This is a genomic window from Celeribacter halophilus, from assembly GCF_900114135.1.
Lineage (GTDB): Bacteria > Pseudomonadota > Alphaproteobacteria > Rhodobacterales > Rhodobacteraceae > Celeribacter > Celeribacter halophilus.
The window spans coordinates 81,380-98,687 of record NZ_FORY01000009.1 but is presented as its reverse complement, the minus strand read 5'-3'; the positions used below and the strand labels follow the sequence as shown (position 1 = coordinate 98,687).

Below are 17,308 nucleotides of genomic sequence, written 5' to 3'. Positions count from 1 at the left end.
ACCCGAAATGGAACGTGGCACATCTATCGACAGGATTTAGAGGTGGGAATGTGGTGATATTTTGGACTATGTGATTGTTTTTAAACTGTTTTAAATACAATTGCCCGAAATATATTAGGGTTTCATAAAGACAACCCGATCCCGTTCGGGCGCATGGAGAACCTCCCCCATACGCCCGACAGGTTTACGCATCCAGATTTTCAACATTCAGCGCATTGTCTTGAATGAATTCACGACGCGGTTCCACAACATCGCCCATCAGCTTGGTGAAAATGTCGTCGGCTTCGACGAAATCCTCAATTTTCACCTGCAAAAGTGTGCGGGCATCGGGGTCCAGAGTGGTTTCCCAAAGCTGTTCGGGGTTCATCTCCCCGAGACCTTTATAACGCTGGATCGAAAGGCCTTTTTCGCCCTCTTCAAGGATGGCGTTCAACAAGTCGATCGGTCCGTAGATCGCGGTTTCCCGATCCTTGCGCACAAGTTTGGACGGGTCCGTATAGCGCCCTTCGGTGGCTTGCACTTCCTGATTGATCCGGCGGGCTTCGCCGCCACGCAGGATCGCACCATCAAGTGTCCGCACCTCTTCAACACCGCGCAAAACGCGGGTGAGGCGAATGCCGACATCCTGCGTCGGACGCCCTGTCCACCCCCGCTCATATTCCAAGGCAATCAGGTCGAGACGTTTCGCCACGGCATCGGCTGTGCCCGTAAGATCGGCATCAACACGACCCGGCTCGAACGCTCCGGCCAAAGCTGCCTGTTCCAGAATGTGACGCGGGTAATGAGTCGGGAAGGCTTCGAGAATCCGCTTAAAGCTCCGCGCACCCTCGACCACGCGGGCGAGATCCGCACCGGCAATTTCCTCGCCGGATTTCAGCCGCAGCACAGCGCCCTCAACCCCTTGCTGGATCAGGTAATCCTCCATCGCGGCCTGATCCTTGAGATAGACCTCGGACTTGCCACGCGCGACCTTGTAGAGCGGCGGCTGGGCGATAAAGAGGTGCCCCGCCTCGATCAACTCCGGCATCTGACGGAAGAAGAAGGTCAGCAAAAGCGTCCGGATGTGTGCACCGTCAACGTCAGCATCGGTCATGATGACGATCTTGTGGTAACGCAGCTTGTCGAGGTTGAACTCGTCGCGCCCGATCCCCGTGCCCAGCGCCATCACAAGGTTGCCGATCTCTTGCGAGCCGAGCATCCGGTCAAAGCGGGCACGCTCCACGTTCAGGATTTTACCTTTGAGCGGCAAAATGGCCTGCGTCTGACGGTCCCGCCCCGTTTGTGCGGAGCCACCAGCGGAATCACCCTCGACGAGGAAGACTTCGGTCTTGCTCGGATCTTTTTCCGAACAATCTTTGAGTTTTCCGGACAGGAAGTTCACATCCAGCGCCGATTTGCGCCGCGTCAACTCCCGCGCCTTGCGGGCGGCTTCACGAGCGTGTGCAGCTTCGACAATCTTGGAGACGATCATCCTCGCCTCGTTCGGGTTCTCGTCCATCCACTCCGTGAGCTTTTCGCTTACAAGGTTCTCGACCGCAGGACGGACCTCGGAAGACACCAGTTTGTCCTTGGTCTGGGACGAGAATTTCGGATCAGGCACTTTAACCGAAAGGACGCAAGTCAGACCTTCACGGGCATCATCCCCTGTAAAGCTCACCTTTTCCTTTTTCGCGATCCCGCTTTCCTGCGCATATTTCGTCAGCGTGCGCGTCAAGGCACCACGGAAACCCGCAAGGTGCGTGCCGCCATCGCGCTGCGGAATGTTGTTGGTAAACGGCAGCACATTCTCATGGTAGCTGTCATTCCACCACATCGCGACCTCAACCCCGATATCATCACGCTCACCTGTGACAAAAATGGGTTCGGGCATCATCGCCGTTTTATGACGGTCAAGGTATTTTACGAATTCCTTCACACCGCCATCGTAATACAGCTCGGTTTTAACCGGCTCCGCAGGGCGGTGATCTTCGAGAATGATCCGCACGCCGGAGTTCAGAAACGCCAGTTCGCGCAGACGTTTTTCCAGCGTCTCGAAGGAGTATTCAAGGTTGGAGAAAGTGCCTTCCGGATCGGAGGTTTTGGCCGATGCGAGGAAACGGACCTCTGTCCCTGTTTCGTCACCGGCGTCACCGATCACTTCGAGATGCTCCGCCGTCTCGCCTTTGACGAACTTGGCTTTGTGGATCTTGCCATTGCGCCAGACCTTGAGTTCCAGCCACTCGGACAGCGCGTTCACCACGGACACACCCACACCGTGCAGACCGCCGGAAACCTTGTAGGAGTTGCTGTCGAACTTACCACCGGCGTGAAGCTGGGTCATGATGACCTCGGCGGCCGAGACCCCTTCTTCGTGGTGCATGTCGGTCGGAATGCCCCGCCCGTTATCGCGCACGGAAACGGAGCTGTCTTTGTGAATAATCACCTGAACGAAATCGGCGTGGCCCGCGAGAGCCTCGTCAATCCCGTTATCAACGACCTCGTAGACCATGTGGTGCAAGCCAGACCCGTCATCCGTGTCCCCGATATACATACCAGGGCGTTTGCGGACAGCTTCCAAGCCTTTGAGAACCTTGATAGAATCTGCGCCATATTCGGTGGACTGCTGCGGCGTGTCGGTCATGCGGTTTTCCCTATTCTTGCTTGCCTAATTTATACGCGAGCCGGCAGGGAATGTCACGCAAATGACATGGAAAAAGCGGGGAAAACCGCTGCCTGTTCCGCTCATACAAACGGCAGGATCAGCGCGACAAATATCAACAGGCATCCGGCGGAAATATTCATCCGGCGCAGCGCCTTCGGGGCCGTCATAATTTTACGCACAGCCCCGATAGAAGCGCCGAGAATAAGGTTTCCGACCAAGGGCACCACAGCGGAAATTCCGCAGATCGCAACGATATCGGGAAGGCGCAGTCCGGAAAGATCGAAGAAGCCCGGCAGGAAGCCCATGTAAAACAAGATGGCTTTCGGGTTGCTCAGGATCACCACCAGCCCTGCGACAAAACCCGCCCACATACCGGGGCGGGTGAGGCGGCTGTCGGCTGCGATTTGCTTGTCCGCATGACGGATCAGGAGCGCGCCCATGACAAGGAACATCCCCACAGCAACCCAGCGCAACACAGTGAGAAAGCCCTCGAACTCCGACACAATCCAGGACACACCCAAAATGGCCAACAAGGACCACAGCACATCGCCAACCACCACGCCGAGCGCCAAGGGCCACGCGGCTTTGAAGCCCCCTGACAGCGAGCGCGCCAACATCGCAAGCCACACAGGGCCGGGCGTCAGAAACAGGATCAAAAGCGCAAAGGCATAGAGACCCAGATCGCTATAGGTGACTGTCATACCCGTTCCTTCACAATGGAGCTTCCGCTCTCTTCCGTCACCTCGAACGCCGCTGCCCGTGTGCCCAGCTCTGCAAACAGTTCGGGCCCAGTGCCCGTCATGAACGCCTGCGCCCCCAGAGCACAGATCTCGTCGTAAAGCGCGGCGCGACGGTTCGCGTCAAGATGCGCCGCCACCTCGTCGAGCAAAAAGATCGGAGCCGCCCCGAAATCTTCAGCCAAAGCACGGCCATTGGCGAGGATCAGCGAAATCAGAAGCGCCTTTTGCTCTCCCGTCGAACACTGGTCTGCGGTCACGCCTTTGGCAGTATAGACCCCTTCCAAATCCGCACGATGCGGCCCGACCAAGGTCCGCCCTGCCGCCAGATCACGCGGCCGTCCGTCGCGAAACGCCGACAAAAGCGCCTCCTGCGTCTCGGGGAACATCATGCCATCGGAGGCTTTCAACGAGAGCGCCGCCGTCGGGAACGCTGTCTCCGCCCCCTCTTGCGCTTGTGCAATTCTCTCTAGCGTTGACAGGCGATTGGCCATGATGGCCGCCCCGTGCTCTGCCATCTGCCCCTCCAGCGCACCATACCAATGGGCATCGCGCACCATATCCTTGAGCAGCCGGTTGCGTTCCCGCATGGCCTTCTCATAGGCCAGAACCACTTCAGCATGACGCGGCTCGAACGACATCACCATACGGTCAAGAAACCGCCGCCGCCCTTCCGGCGCTTCGATCCAGAGCCGGTCCATCGCCGGAATCAGCCAGACAACCCGCGCGATCCGTCCAAGCGCCACCTGCGCTGCCGCCTTGCCATCAATACGCACGGATCGGGAGCTTCCGGGTTCAGCCCAGGTCTCCAACTCGTGAAACTGATGCAAGGAGTGAAGGTCGGCGCGCACCTTCCAGCCCACGCCCTCGGGCTTACGGGCGATCTCATCCGGCGCGGCCCGCCTGAGGCCACGTCCCGGAGACAAAAGAGAAACAGCTTCGAGAATATTGGTCTTGCCCGCACCATTGGCACCCCAAATGGCGACAGGCCGCCCGTCCAATTCTAGACGCGCGGCCCTATGGGAGCGGAAATGCGACAGGCTCAGCTCTTCTATGAACAGGCCACCCATCGCGCCTCACTCGTTTCCTTTGCTGCGAAAATACTCACACGCGCATCGGCATGACGACATAGACAGCGGACGTATCATTGCCTTCACGCATCAGGGTCGGGTCACCCGAAGAGTTGAACAGGAACACCGCGTTTTCGCGATCCACCTGAGACGCGATTTCCAACAGGTACTTGGCGTTAAATCCAATTTCCAGCCGTTCGTCATTATAGGCAACCGCCAGTTCTTCTTCGGCGGCTCCGCTATCGGGCGCATTGACGGACAGGGTCAGCTTGTCTTCGTCCAGCGTCAGCTTCACCGCACGCGAGCGTTCCGAAGACACGGTGGCCACACGATCCACAGCCTTGGCAAAATCGGACGCATCAACTTCCAGCTTGCGGGTATTTCCGACGGGAATCACGCGGGTGTAATCCGGGAAAGTGCCATCAATGACCTTGGAGGTCAGGGTGATTTCCGGCGTTGCAAAACGGATCTTGGCCTCAGACACGGAAACCGCGATGGTCATGTCGTCATCATCCAGAAGCTTGCGCAACTCGCCCACGGTTTTGCGTGGCACAATCACACCCGGCATATCAGACGCTTCCGGCGGCAGTTCAGCATCAATGCGCGCAAGGCGGTGGCCATCAGTTGCCACACAACGAAGCGCCTTGCCGTTTTCGCTATCCGCTACATGCATATAAACGCCGTTCAGATAGTAACGCGTTTCCTCGGTCGAGATGGCGAATTTCGATTTGTCGAAAAGGCGGCGAAGAACCGGCGCAGGAACCGCAAAATTGCTTTCGTATTCGGCAGAGGCCATCACGGGGAAGTCTTCTTTCGGCAAAGTCGCCAGAGAGAAGTTCGACCGCCCCGCCTCAACCGTCAGACGGCCATTGGCGCCATCATCGGTAAGCTGGACCATCGCCCCGTCGGGCAGTTTGCGGACAATCTCGTGGAGCGTGACGGCGGACACAGTTGTTGCTCCGGCGCGTTCGACCATCGCCGCACATTTGTCCACGACCTCGATGTCGAGATCGGTTGCGCGGAAGGACACCGTATCCCCCTCGGCCTCGATCAAAACATTGGCCAAGATCGGAATGGTGTTCCGGCGCTCGACAACAGATTGCGCCTGACCGACGGCTTTCAAAAGCGTGCCGCGTTCGATGCTGATTTTCATACCATCCTCGTATGTCTCATGAGCCGGGGCGTTGAAGGTAAACGATCCAACGCCGGGCGCAATAGTTTGTTTGCACAGACTGTGTGGATAACAGTCGGGATCGTCAAGAGAAGCCCGCACACCACGAGACATTTGTCGTGTCAGTGCAGCGATTTGGACTCAACTTCCATCAAACGGATCAGGCTTCAAGCGTCCGGCGCAACATTTCCAGATCATCCGCGATCTGGCTGTCTGTCCCTTTCAGCTCCTCAATCCGCTTCACCCCGTGCATGACCGTGGTGTGATCACGTCCACCAAACCGGCGACCGATCTCCGGTAGGGAGCGGGTTGTCATGTGTTTCGCAAGATACATGGCGACCTGACGCGGGCGGGCGATAGAGCGCACACGTTTCGGACCGATCATGTCGGACAGACGAATGGCGTAATGCTCAGAAACTTTGCGCTGGATTTCCTCGACAGTGACCTTGCGCTCGGATGCCTTGAGAATATCGGCAAGGCACTCCTGCGTCAGATCCAGATCAATCTCACGACCAACCAGAGAGGCAAAGGCAAAGAGCCGCATCAAGGCACCTTCAAGCACGCGCACGTTGGTCGAAATGCGATGGGCAAGGAACTCAAGCACGCCATCCGCGAATTTCAGCCCCGGATATTGGTTGCGATAGCTTTCGGCCTTGGTTTGCAAAACACCCAGACGCAATTCATAATCCGTCGGGTGCAGGTCCACCACAAGGCCACATTGCAGACGCGACTTGATCCGGTCTTCGAGACCGACAATTTCTCCCGGCGCACGATCTGCCGAAATAATGATCTGCTTGTTCTGGTCCACCAGCGCGTTGAACGTGTGGAAAAATTCTTCCTGCGTCGAATCCTTACCAGCGATGAACTGGACATCATCCACCATGAGGACATCGACAGAACGGAAAATCTGTTTGAAATCAATCATCTGACGATCACGCAACGCCTGCACAAAGCGATACATGAACTGTTCGGCAGAGAGATAAAGAACCCGAAGCTCGGGGTCGCGTTCACGAATTTCATGGGCGATGGCGTGCATGAGGTGGGTCTTACCAAGGCCAACGCCGCCATAGAGGAACAAAGGATTAAAGGTCACGGGGCCGCCCTCGGCCACGCGGCGCGCAGCAGCATGGGCCAGTTCGTTCGGCTTCCCGACAACGAAATTATCAAATGTGAAACGCGAATCGAGCGGCGCTCCGGGCAGCTCATCGGCGCGCGGTTCCGGGCTGGGCGCTACGGCTTGCGCAGGCTCTGCTGATTTGACCGCCGGTTTTGCCGTTGGAGCCGGTGCGGACGCCCCCGCCTGATGCGGCTCGACTTTAAATTCTACGCGAGACGCAGACTCATTTGCGGCTTTGAGGTGAAGCAGGATCGTATCGGAAAAGTTACGAGAGACCCAGTTCGCCATAAAACTTGTCGGCACGGAGAACACCGCCACGCCATTATCTAATGTTTTGAGTTCGAGCGGCTCGATCCAGTTTGCGTAGTTATTGCGGCCCACGCTTTCGAGAAGTTGCTGCTTAACACGTCCCCACGTATCGTTTTTCATTTTCTTTTTTCGACCCATTATCGATATTCGTTATCGTTTTTATGTAACCAACGCTTTACAAGCGTCGGACCCCTGCGGTTGCCCGCAAAGATCACGGCTCGTGCGTTTCGAATCGTCTTGAGTCTACGGGACGGAAAAGACCATCGGCCACGCGACGACCCTCACAAGTCGCGTGTTGCCGACACCGGCTCCCATAATTCGTGTCCCGTTCAAAACCTGTCACAGCGCCAAGACCTCACTCTTCGGCGCACAAGCTCCACAACGACGACACGGGTTTTTGCGGACAGACCGGCTGGTCATTTGCTTTGAAAGCATGATCAGGCACGGACAGCCATAGCCCGGATACCCCTATCCGAAATATGACCTCAGGGACGTGCCATTGAATTTCCCGGATCGAAGATACGGCAGCGCACCTTCTCAATATCCAAGAATTTGAACGACACGATTCTGAATGTCCCCCCAAGACGACGTGAATCGCATGGACAAGCTAGCAACCTGTCGAGCAGAGTCGCAATCTATCTTCGCGCTTGACTCTGTCTTTACGAAAACCGAATCCAGATTCCTCAATAACGAGCCGTTCAACGTGGCGGTTTTGCCTCATTCGAGGGGGCATCGTATATTTTTTCAGTCAGGGGAATTGCGCTAACAGCGCCGGATTTGCTAGCCGCGTTTCTCTCGAAAGATTCGCTGCATCTGCGCAATAAATAGAACGTATTTATAAGGCAATACGCACAAAAAACGCGCCCTCAGGCGCGTTTTCATCTTAGCATCAATGCGTTGCGATTAGCCGAGAGCTTTAACACGCGCGGCAAGACGGGAAACCTTGCGGGATGCTGTGTTCTTGTGAACCACACCTTTGGTCACACCGCGCATCAGTTCCGGCTGAGCGGCTTGCAGAGCGGCTTTCGCTGCGGCCTGATCACCAGACGCAATCGCTTCTTCAACTTTGCGCAGGTAGGTGCGGATACGGGAGCGACGGGCTTTGTTGACGTCGGTGCGACGGACGGCCTGACGGGCGCGTTTTTTGGACTGGGGCGAATTAGCCATGATCTATTCCTCTTCGAGGTCGTGTTACAATTTCGATTGCGCGAACGGCCTCGCCACCCTTTCGGGGAGGATTATCATAGCCTAAAGCGGGCTCCACGCGCATGTAAGACGTTCCTTTAGGCGAGAATCACTTGAAAGGAAAGCCTGTTTTTCACTTATCCGCGCCCGATCACTTATCGCGGAACTGCGGCTCGCGTTTTTCCGCAAAAGCCGCCATGCCTTCTTTCTGGTCTTCCGTCGCAAACAAACCCTGAAAACTCGCGCGTTCAAAGCGCACCCCCTCGGTCAGCGTCATCTCGTAGGAGCGGTTCACAGCCTCTTTCGCAGCCGCCACGGAAATTGCACTTTTCTCCGCGATCTTGTCCGCGACAGATACCGCTTCCTCGACCAGTTTTTTGGCCGGAACAATGCGCGACACAAGGCCCGCGCGCTCAGCTTCCTCGGCTTCCATGAACCGTCCGGTCAGAATCATTTCCATCGCCTTGGACTTTCCGACGAAACGGGTCAGGCGCTGTGTCCCGCCAATGCCGGGAATGATGCCAAGATTGATTTCCGGCTGCCCGAATTTCGCATTATCCGCAGCAAGGATGAAATCGCACATCATCGCCAGCTCGCAACCGCCGCCCAGCGCATACCCCGCCACAGCCGCAATCACAGGCTTGCGGGTGGCTGTAATCCGGTCGGCATCATCCGCAAACAACCGCTCTGCCGCCAGATCTGCATAGGATTTCTCCGACATTTCCTTGATGTCGGCGCCTGCGGCAAAGGCTTTCTCCGATCCGGTGATCACAATGGCGCGGACTTTCGGATCAAGATCCGCCTTGCTCAGCGCATCCGCCAGCTCCGAGAGCAATTCGGAATTGAGCGCATTGAGCGCCTCCGGCCGGTTCAGCCGGATCAATTCGACATTGTCCTTGGTCTCGATAAGAAGCGTTTTGTAGGCCATATCGCCCTCCGGTTCTGGTCTATGCTGGGGAGTCCTAACATCTGCCTCGAACGGATCAAGTCATCTTTGGCAGCTCGGACAAAAGAAGCTGGAACGCCCCGATTGCGTGATTCTTTTGATTCCGGATGCACAATCCGGCGTCACACAGGGCTGCCCCTCACGGCCATAAACGCGGAAATTATGCTGGAAATAGCCAAGCTCACCGTCAGCCTGCCGGAAATCCTTGAGCGAAGACCCGCCCGCGTCAATCGCCTCCAGCAACACCTCACGAATGATCGGGACAAGCGAGGCGATCCGCGCCTCAGAAATGCGAGAGGCTTTGCGCGCCGGATGAATCCCCGCCCGAAACAGCACTTCGCAGACGTAGATATTGCCCAGCCCCGCGACGATATGCTGATCCAGAAGCGCCGATTTGATCGGACTGTTCTTGCCCTTGAGCGCAGCAATCAGGTGATCTTCGCTGAAACGGTTGCCCAAGGGCTCGGGCCCCAGCTTGGCCAGAAGCGGATGCGTTCCCTCGGCACCCGTTGCCATAAGGTCCATCGCGCCAAAACGACGCGGGTCGTTAAAGGTGATGCGCGCACCGTTTTTCATGTGAAACACGACATGATCATGCTTTCCCTGTGCCGGATGCTCATGCACAAACTGCCCGAGCGGATCGCCGGACACAGTCATCCGCCCCGACATACCAAGATGGATCAGAAGCGTCTCCGCGCTGTCGAGATCGGCAAGGATGTATTTCGAACGCCGCCGCAACTGCAAAACCGTGGCTCCGGTCAGCCGCTCCGCCATCCGTTCAGGAAATGGCCAGCGCAAATCAGGCCGGTTCACATCGGCGCGCAGGATCGTCTCCCCTGCCATAGAAGGTTCCAACCCGCGACGAACCGTCTCGACTTCTGGCAATTCCGGCATTTTGGCCCCTTCGCTTTGCGACATGCGATTGTCACGCCCGACATGAGCCCTATAAGAAGAGTGAGTTTCGAGAAAGGTTCAAGAGCAATGAGCGAGAACGGCAAAACCACCCATTTCGGTTTCAAGGACGTGGCCGAGGATCAGAAGGCAGGTCTCGTCCATGGGGTGTTCACCTCCGTTGCCTCGAAATACGACATTATGAACGATGTCATGTCGATGGGCATTCACCGCGTCTGGAAAGATGCCATGATGGACTGGCTCGCGCCGCGCCCCGGACAACGTCTTCTGGATGTTGCGGGCGGGACTGGCGACATTTCTTTCCGCTTCCTGAAACGTGCGCCGGGGGCAAAATCCGTTGTGCTCGACATGACCGAATCGATGCTGGTCGAAGGGCGCAAACGTGCCGAAGCCGCGCAAATGGCCGACAGTCTCGACTGGGTCACGGGCGATGCCATGCAGCTTCCGTTCGAGGACAACCAGTTCGACGTTTACACTATCTCCTTCGGCATTCGGAACGTCACACGCATTCAGGACGCCCTGTCCGAAGCCTACCGCGTTCTCAAGCCGGGCGGACGCCTCATGGTGCTGGAGTTTTCGCAACTTCCCAACCCGATGATGCAGAAAGCCTATGACCTCTATTCGTTCAACGTCATTCCTCGCATGGGGCAGATGATCGCAGGCGACCACGACAGCTACCAGTATCTTGTGGAAAGCATCCGGAAATTCCCGGATCAGGACACTTTTGCACAAATGATCCGCACCGCCGGATTTTCCAACGTCAAATATCGCAATTTGACCATGGGCATTGCAGCCTTGCATTCCGGGTGGAAACTCTGATGCGCGGGCCTCACAACATCTGGCGGCTCATCCGCACCGGCGCAACGATGGAACGCACGGGCGCGATGACGCAGGCCATGGACGCTATGGACGCACCGAAAGCCCTTCGTGTTATGGCCCGCACTCTGGCGTGGCCGTTCCGGTGGCTGGGCTACAAAGGCGATCCGAATCTGCCGCCGGTAACGCGCGCGATCACCGCACTGGGGCCGGCCTATATCAAATTCGGCCAGATTCTCTCGACCCGACCCGATGTTGTCGGAGTTGATCTTGCTAAACAGCTTCAGGTGCTTCAGGATCGGATGCCGCCCTTCCCGCGGGATGCGGCCGTCAAAACCATTGAGGCCGAGCTTCAGGCGCCGATCTCCGAACTGTTTTCCGAATTCTCGGAACCGGTCGCTGCCGCCTCGATCGCACAGGTCCACAAGGCGGTCCGCGCGGACACGGGCAAAGCTGTTGCGGTCAAAGTGCTTCGCCCCGGTATCGAAAAAGCATTCCGCACCGACATCGACGCCTTTTACTTTATGGCTTCCGTCATCGAATTTTTCTCTCCGGCGTCACGCCGCCTGCGCCCCACTGATGTGATCGCGCATTTTGAAGGGGTCGTGCATGGAGAGCTGGACCTGCGGCTGGAAAGCGCCTCTGCCTCCGAATACGCGGCCAATACGGCGAAAGACGAAGGGTTTTCCGTGCCTGCCGTCGATTGGAACCTGTCCGCGAAACGGGTGATGACACTCGAATGGGTCGACGGGATCACCGCCTCCGACATCGACGAAATCGTCGCAGCGGGTCATGATCGCTCCAGCCTCGGTCCACGGGTCTTGCAGATGTTCCTGACCCATGCGCTGCGTGACGGTTTTTTCCATGCAGACATGCACCAAGGCAACCTCAAGGTCGCCCCGAATGGTGACATTGTCGCGCTGGATTTCGGCATTATGGGCATGCTCGACGAGTATACACGGCGTGTTTACGCCGAGATTTTGTATGGCTTTATCAAAAAAGACTACAAACGGGTTGCCGAGGTCCACTTTGAAGCGGGCTATGTGCCTGCGGATCGTGATGTGGACGAATTCGCCCGTGCACTGCGCGCTGTAGGCGATCCGATTTTCGGCATGGACGCCAGCCGTATTTCTATGGCGCGCCTGCTGTCCTACCTATTCGAAGTCACCGAACGGTTCGGCATGCAGACCCGCACGGAACTCATTCTTTTGCAGCGCACGATGGTGGTGGTTGAGGGCGTTTCCCGCTCGCTTGATCCGCATATCAACATCTGGGAAGTGTCCAAACCCGTGGTCGAAGAATACATCAAGTCCAATATTGGTCCGCGCGCACTCAGCCGCGACCTGCTACGAACCGCGACTGTTTTGGCCCGTTTCGGCCCGCGCCTGCCGCAACTGGCCGAATCTCTCCTGATCGCCCAGAGCAAGGCCAATGAAGAACCCACCAAGCCGTCCAACCACTGGCAAGCCGCTTGGCTGGTCGCGGGCGGAGTGGTGTCTGCCGGTCTCGGCGCGGCAGTGGTGCTGATCTTTGGTTAAGGCGCGTCACGCAAAGCGTTAAGCTCGGCCTCAAACGCCTGTGCATAAACAGCCTCCCCTTGCGCTGCTTTCCATGCGCAATAGGCCGCCATGCGCCAGTGGTAGTAAGGTTTGAGCGCCTGATACCGCGCTATGGTTTCTGTGTCGGAATAGCCCTGAAGCGCCTTGACCTCGGCTTCCCGCGTCAACGGCTCCATGCCGTAAACCACATGCATCGCAGGCGAGAGCGCAATCGCCAGATCTGCTGTTGCATCGCCATATGCAGGACATTGCCAATCAATCAGAACACGCTCCGAACCCGCAGCAATGACATTCGCGGGCACAGGGTCTCCATGTAAGAAAACATCAGGTCCGGTTGCTATGTCTTCCGGCTCCGGCATGTGACGCAAAAGCCAGCCCGCCTCATATGTTGCCAGCCCTGACAGGAAAACCATGCCTTCTTGCAACAGCTCCTCGGGCGTAATGCAAACCCGTCGCACAGTCATAGTCGGCTTGAGAATGTGAAGACGCGCAAGCGCTCGCATCGTGGCCGCATCGGTTGTCGCGGTCCTCTCTCCCTCAACATACCGATAGACCAGACACATTCCGCAACGGGTCTCAAACGAGGTCTCGAATTCTGGCGCCAACCCTGTTCCGTGCAAAGTTTTCAGGGTTGAAACTTCTGCCGGCGCCTCATTCGGAAACAAGCTATTGCCACGCGTGGGGTCAAAAAGTTTGAACACCCGATCATCCGCGCCAACACGCAAGTGCCAGGACCGATTACTCCGCCCGCCGGAAAGAGGTCTCCACTCCTGCGGCGTGCCGTAAGTCTGTGTCGCAAAGGCCTGTAACGCGTCAGGCACTCCATCAGGATTTTGTTTCACACGCGCGACCTTCTACTCAACGGGTCACCGGCACAAACCCAAGCACAAGCAAGATCACAGCCGCGATCAACCCGTAAATCCAGAGCTGTGCACGCGGCCCCTCGGCTTTCCAGACGCTGCGATAGCGGTAGCCCGCGAGGCAGGCGATCACGAAGAGAATCGTTGCCGTTACAGGCGTAAGCGACAGCGGCGATCCGGTCAGGGCTTCAATCAAAACGGGTCTCCCGGCTGGAAAAAGTTTACTCAGGCGCGAATCTCTCTACCCTAGGAGTCAGCTTAGGGAGGAAAAGACATGCCAGCTTCATACACACCAAAGACGCGGGGAGCCATGGCGCATGAACACAGCCATAGCCAAACCGTCGAGACCAACACATCCGCCGCAGAGGCCACTGTCGCGGATGTTCTGGCGCAGAAGGGCGCCGAAATATTTGCAGTCAAACCGCTGGACACCATCAAACACGCCGTCGAACTGATGCGAGACAATCGCATCGGGATTGTTCTGGTCAAGGATGCACAAGACGCATTGGTCGGCGTCCTGTCGGAACGTGACATCGTGCGGCAGCTTGCGGATACACCGGGCCAGACCCTGCCCAAAACCGTGGCGGACCTGATGACGCGCGAGATCGAAACCGCGACATCTCAGGAACAGCTTGTAAGCGTTTTACGTCGCATGACGGACGGACGGTTCCGGCATATGCCCGTGATAGACGACGGGGCGCTGGTGGGGCTGATCTCCATAGGGGATGCGGTGAGCTACCGTCTGGCCGCGTTGGAATACGAAGCTTTGAAGCTCAAGCAACTGATTGTCGGCTGAAACCCGAACGCAGGCTGCGATATCCGCGCGTCTGTTTCCATCACGCAGACGCGCTATCTGCACTGCCCTGCGTCAGAAGGCTTGACGCCCGCCCGAATGGATGCCAGCACTAGCGCACGAATAGCGACAGGGGCGCTCGGAAGATTTCCGGGCTGAGACGAACCCTTAGAACCTGAACCGGATAATGCCGGCGGAGGGAGGCGCGTAAGACGATTGCGGGCTTTTACTCGGTGCCTGCGCTCCTCTTTCGATCTCCTCCCCTGCCAGCGCGAGAGGAGATTACGATGGAAGACCTGGGCCAATCGCTTGACCATATGCGGCACACCGCGCCGCTGGTTCATAACATCACCAATTATGTCGCGATGAATGTCATGGCGAATGTCATGCTCGCCGCCGGTGCATCGCCCGCCATGCTACATGCCCGCGAAGAGGTCGAGGAATTTGCCGCCCTTGCGCAGGCCATCACGATCAACATCGGCACCCCCTCCCCCGCGTGGGCCGAGGCGATGGAAATGGCCGCCAAAACCGCCAACGCGCACAAAACCCCGTGGGTGTTTGATCCTGTTGCGGTCGGGGCCACCGCCTATCGCCGCGAACTCGGGCCACGGCTTCTTGCGCTTTCGCCCAGCGTGATTCGGGGCAATGCCTCCGAAATTCTGGCGCTTGCGGGCGTGGGCACTGCAGGAAAAGGCGCCGATGCAACGGATTCTGTCGATGCGGCCCAAAATGCCGCCCGTGATCTGGCGCACCAAAGTGGTGGCATTGTTGCGGTCACAGGACCGGTTGATTTCGTCACAGACGGGGATCGCACGGCTCTCATCGCAAACGGCCACGAGATGATGCCGCGCATTACGGCGCTGGGATGTTCTTTGAACGGGATCATCGCCGCGTTTCTGGTCGGTCAGGACCCGTTCGACGCCACCGTGGCCGCGCTGGCCTATTACGGTTTGGCCGGCGAGCAGGCGAGCCAGAAGGCTGAGGGGCCGGCCTCGTTCCAGACCGCCTTTATCGACGCGCTCTACCAGCTTGATCCGGCGGCATTGACACAAGGTGCGAGGGTCACGGTGTAATGACGCTCCAGAATATCCCGCCCCTTTGTTTTATCACCGAAGCTGCGGACAGCCCCTCCATGCTCGCCCAATGCCGCGCTGCCGCCAGAGGTGGCGCGGGGTGGATACAGTTGCGTCACAAGACCCTGCCTGACACAGAGTTTGCCGCGCTGGCCCGTCAGATCATGGCGGAGATCGCGCCTTACGATGCCAAACTTCTGGTGAACGACCGCATTGATGTGGCCATCGAAGTGGGTGCGCCGGGGCTACATATTGGGCAAGGCGATGGCGACCCCGCCGAAATCCGCCGCCGCATCGGCTCCGGAATGCTGCTCGGCCTTTCTGTCGAGGAGGCAGAACATATCCAAGCCGTGCCGGACGGGGTCGATTATCTAGGTGTCGGGCCGATCTATGCGACCGGATCAAAACCCGACCACGCAGCCCCTATCGGGGTCAAAGGCTTTGCCAAGATCGCATCACTGACCCCTCTGCCCTGTCTCGCCATCGGCGGCGTCACAGAGCGCGATGCCGCAGCGATCAAACGCGCCGGAGGGGCCGGACTGGCCGTCATCTCCGCCATTTCCCGCGCCCCTGACATGGAAGTCGCAACCCGCACACTTCTGAACACATGGAGAGAAGCATGATCCCGAACATCCTGTCGATTGCAGGGTCCGATTGTTCCGGCGGGGCCGGTATTCAGGCGGATATCAAATCCATTTCGGCCAATGGCGGTTATGCGATGTCTGTCATCACTGCCCTGACCGCCCAGAACACACAGGGCGTCTCTGCTGTCAGCTTGTGTGACACAGGAATGATCGCCGCCCAGATCGCCGCCATTCGTGACGATATAAAAATTGACGCCATCAAGATCGGTATGCTGGGAGATGCGCAGATCATCGACTGCGTGGCACAGGGCATTTCCGGTCTGGACTGCCCCGTTGTGCTCGACCCTGTGATGGTGGCCAAGGGCGGGGACCGACTGTTGCAGCAAGAGGCTGTTTCCGCGCTCCGCAGCCTTTTGCCGCAAGCCACGCTCATCACCCCCAACCTGCCGGAAGCCGCCGACCTTCTGGACTGTGACGAAGCCTCCACAACCCGAGAAATGCAGGCACAGGCACAGGCCCTGCTCGACCTTGGACCCGAGGCGGTTCTGCTCAAAGGCGGGCATCTCGGTGGCGCTGACAGCCCCGACCTTCTGCTCACGCACAAGGGCGGGAAAGGGGTCTGGTTCGAAAGTCCTCGCGTTGCGACGAAAAACACCCACGGAACGGGCTGCACCTACGCCTCGGCTCTGGCGACCTACCTTGGCGCGGGGCTGGCGCTTGAGGAGGCCGCACGACGCGCAAAGGCCTATATCAGCGCGTCCATCGCGGCGGCGGACCAACTCCACGTCGGGTCGGGTCATGGCCCCGTCCATCATTTCCACTTTCTGAAAGACAACACACAATGAGCTTTACCCAAGAACTGGCCGCGCACACCCAAGAGCTGCGCCAGCAGATTCACGCGATGCCCTTCAACCGTGCTTTGGCTAATGGCAGTCTGTCGCCGGAGATTTTCCAAGGCTACATCATTCAGGATGCCCATTACCTCGAAGGTTTCGCCCGCGCCCTCTCTCTGGCGGCCTCCAAGGCCCCCGAGGCGCAGTCCATTGCGCAGCTTGCAGGCTCTGCCGCCGGAGCCATCGCGGTCGAACGCGAACTTCACGCGCATTACATGGGCCTGTTTGGTGTCACTTCCGACGATTTCGAGGGAACCGATGTGTCAGCCGCCTGCGATCACTACGTCTCTTTCCTGCTCCGCTCCGCCGCGATCGGAGATTTCCCCGAAGCGGTCACGGCTCTTTTGCCCTGTTTCTGGATCTATCGCGATATCGGCAAGGAAATCGCGCAAACCAGTCGCGCGGACAATCCCTATAGCGCGTGGATTGCCACCTATTCCGGCGAAGCCTTTGACCAAAGCGTCCAGCGTATGCTCGACCTCGTCAACAGGGTGGCGGATGATGCAAGTGATGCGACCCGCGCGCGGATGCATCACGCCTTTCAACGGAGTTGCTGGCACGAATGGCGGTTCTGGGACAGTGCTTATCATCGGGAAGGCTGGAAACAACCGCGCCCTGAAGATGTGGTGACGGGCTAACCAG

General features: G+C 57.9%; 17 protein-coding genes and 1 riboswitch. Of the genes, 7 read left to right on the top strand and 10 right to left on the bottom strand.

The window, feature by feature from the left end:
- Nucleotides 1–184: 184 nt before the first annotated feature.
- The 8 genes from gyrB to mutM all read right to left on the bottom strand — a co-directional run bounded on the left by gyrB (nucleotide 185) and on the right by mutM (nucleotide 10,070).
- Nucleotides 185–2,620 (bottom strand): DNA topoisomerase (ATP-hydrolyzing) subunit B, encoded by a 2,436-nt coding sequence (gene gyrB / locus BM152_RS11130; protein ID WP_066601118.1) that lies wholly within the window; start codon nucleotides 2,618–2,620, stop codon nucleotides 185–187.
- A 101-nt stretch (nucleotides 2,621–2,721) separates the two neighbouring features.
- Nucleotides 2,722–3,342 (bottom strand): LysE family translocator, encoded by a 621-nt coding sequence (locus BM152_RS11125; RefSeq protein WP_066601117.1) that lies wholly within the window; start codon nucleotides 3,340–3,342, stop codon nucleotides 2,722–2,724.
- The gene (recF, locus tag BM152_RS11120) at nucleotides 3,339–4,448 is read right to left on the bottom strand and encodes a DNA replication/repair protein RecF (RefSeq protein ID WP_066601116.1); all 1,110 of its coding nucleotides are present in this window, start codon (nucleotides 4,446–4,448) and stop codon (nucleotides 3,339–3,341) included. Before recF ends, BM152_RS11125 begins: the two co-directional genes overlap by 4 nt.
- A gap of 34 nt (nucleotides 4,449–4,482) precedes the next feature.
- Nucleotides 4,483–5,601, bottom strand: a complete 1,119-nt coding sequence (dnaN, locus tag BM152_RS11115) for a DNA polymerase III subunit beta (protein WP_066601115.1) — start codon at nucleotides 5,599–5,601, stop codon at nucleotides 4,483–4,485.
- 178 nt (nucleotides 5,602–5,779) lie between these two features.
- Nucleotides 5,780–7,165, bottom strand: coding sequence for a chromosomal replication initiator protein DnaA (dnaA, locus tag BM152_RS11110; protein WP_066601113.1), 1,386 nt, complete (start codon nucleotides 7,163–7,165; stop codon nucleotides 5,780–5,782).
- A 783-nt stretch (nucleotides 7,166–7,948) separates the two neighbouring features.
- Nucleotides 7,949–8,212, bottom strand: a complete 264-nt coding sequence (gene rpsT / locus BM152_RS11105) for a 30S ribosomal protein S20 (RefSeq protein WP_066601111.1) — start codon at nucleotides 8,210–8,212, stop codon at nucleotides 7,949–7,951.
- A gap of 169 nt (nucleotides 8,213–8,381) precedes the next feature.
- The gene (locus BM152_RS11100; protein WP_066601109.1) at nucleotides 8,382–9,158 is read right to left on the bottom strand and encodes an enoyl-CoA hydratase; all 777 of its coding nucleotides are present in this window, start codon (nucleotides 9,156–9,158) and stop codon (nucleotides 8,382–8,384) included.
- Between the two features lie 60 nt (nucleotides 9,159–9,218).
- The gene (mutM, locus tag BM152_RS11095) at nucleotides 9,219–10,070 is read right to left on the bottom strand and encodes a bifunctional DNA-formamidopyrimidine glycosylase/DNA-(apurinic or apyrimidinic site) lyase (protein ID WP_066601240.1); all 852 of its coding nucleotides are present in this window, start codon (nucleotides 10,068–10,070) and stop codon (nucleotides 9,219–9,221) included.
- A gap of 87 nt (nucleotides 10,071–10,157) precedes the next feature.
- On the opposite strand from mutM, the gene ubiE reads away from it, so the two are divergent.
- Together ubiE and ubiB are read left to right on the top strand one after the other, a co-directional pair.
- A complete protein-coding gene (gene ubiE / locus BM152_RS11090; RefSeq protein WP_066601107.1) occupies nucleotides 10,158–10,907 on the top strand; it encodes a bifunctional demethylmenaquinone methyltransferase/2-methoxy-6-polyprenyl-1,4-benzoquinol methylase UbiE in 750 nt (249 codons plus the stop codon).
- A complete protein-coding gene (gene ubiB, locus BM152_RS11085; RefSeq protein ID WP_066601105.1) occupies nucleotides 10,907–12,442 on the top strand; it encodes a 2-polyprenylphenol 6-hydroxylase in 1,536 nt (511 codons plus the stop codon). The genes ubiE and ubiB overlap by 1 nt, the downstream gene beginning before the upstream one ends.
- Here ubiB and BM152_RS11080 read toward each other — a convergent pair.
- Both BM152_RS11080 and BM152_RS11075 read right to left on the bottom strand, forming a co-directional pair.
- On the bottom strand, nucleotides 12,439–13,284 hold the full coding sequence (locus tag BM152_RS11080; protein WP_231730489.1) for an aminoglycoside phosphotransferase family protein: 846 nt from the start codon (nucleotides 13,282–13,284) through the stop codon (nucleotides 12,439–12,441). The two genes, ubiB and BM152_RS11080, sit on opposite strands and share 4 nt — an antisense overlap.
- 37 nt (nucleotides 13,285–13,321) lie before the next feature.
- Complete coding sequence (locus BM152_RS11075) at nucleotides 13,322–13,519, bottom strand: hypothetical protein (protein ID WP_231730485.1); 198 nt, start codon at nucleotides 13,517–13,519, stop codon at nucleotides 13,322–13,324.
- Between the two features lie 78 nt (nucleotides 13,520–13,597).
- Between BM152_RS11075 and BM152_RS11070 the strand changes: the two genes are divergently transcribed.
- The 5 genes from BM152_RS11070 to tenA all read left to right on the top strand — a co-directional run bounded on the left by BM152_RS11070 (nucleotide 13,598) and on the right by tenA (nucleotide 17,304).
- Entirely contained in the window at nucleotides 13,598–14,119 is a 522-nt protein-coding gene (locus BM152_RS11070; RefSeq protein ID WP_066601103.1) for a CBS domain-containing protein, read from the top strand.
- Nucleotides 14,120–14,237: 118 nt separating this feature from the next.
- Nucleotides 14,238–14,335: riboswitch (TPP riboswitch) on the top strand.
- Between the two features lie 68 nt (nucleotides 14,336–14,403).
- The gene (gene thiM / locus BM152_RS11065) at nucleotides 14,404–15,189 is read left to right on the top strand and encodes a hydroxyethylthiazole kinase (protein WP_066601102.1); all 786 of its coding nucleotides are present in this window, start codon (nucleotides 14,404–14,406) and stop codon (nucleotides 15,187–15,189) included.
- Nucleotides 15,189–15,812 (top strand): thiamine phosphate synthase, encoded by a 624-nt coding sequence (gene thiE / locus BM152_RS11060; protein WP_066601101.1) that lies wholly within the window; start codon nucleotides 15,189–15,191, stop codon nucleotides 15,810–15,812. The genes thiM and thiE overlap by 1 nt, the downstream gene beginning before the upstream one ends.
- A complete protein-coding gene (thiD, locus tag BM152_RS11055; RefSeq protein ID WP_066601100.1) occupies nucleotides 15,809–16,618 on the top strand; it encodes a bifunctional hydroxymethylpyrimidine kinase/phosphomethylpyrimidine kinase in 810 nt (269 codons plus the stop codon). The genes thiE and thiD overlap by 4 nt, the downstream gene beginning before the upstream one ends.
- Nucleotides 16,615–17,304: a thiaminase II gene (tenA, locus tag BM152_RS11050; RefSeq protein ID WP_066601094.1), complete on the top strand. Its 690-nt coding sequence runs from the start codon at nucleotides 16,615–16,617 to the stop codon at nucleotides 17,302–17,304. The genes thiD and tenA overlap by 4 nt, the downstream gene beginning before the upstream one ends.
- The last annotated feature ends 4 nt before the right edge of the window (nucleotides 17,305–17,308 follow it).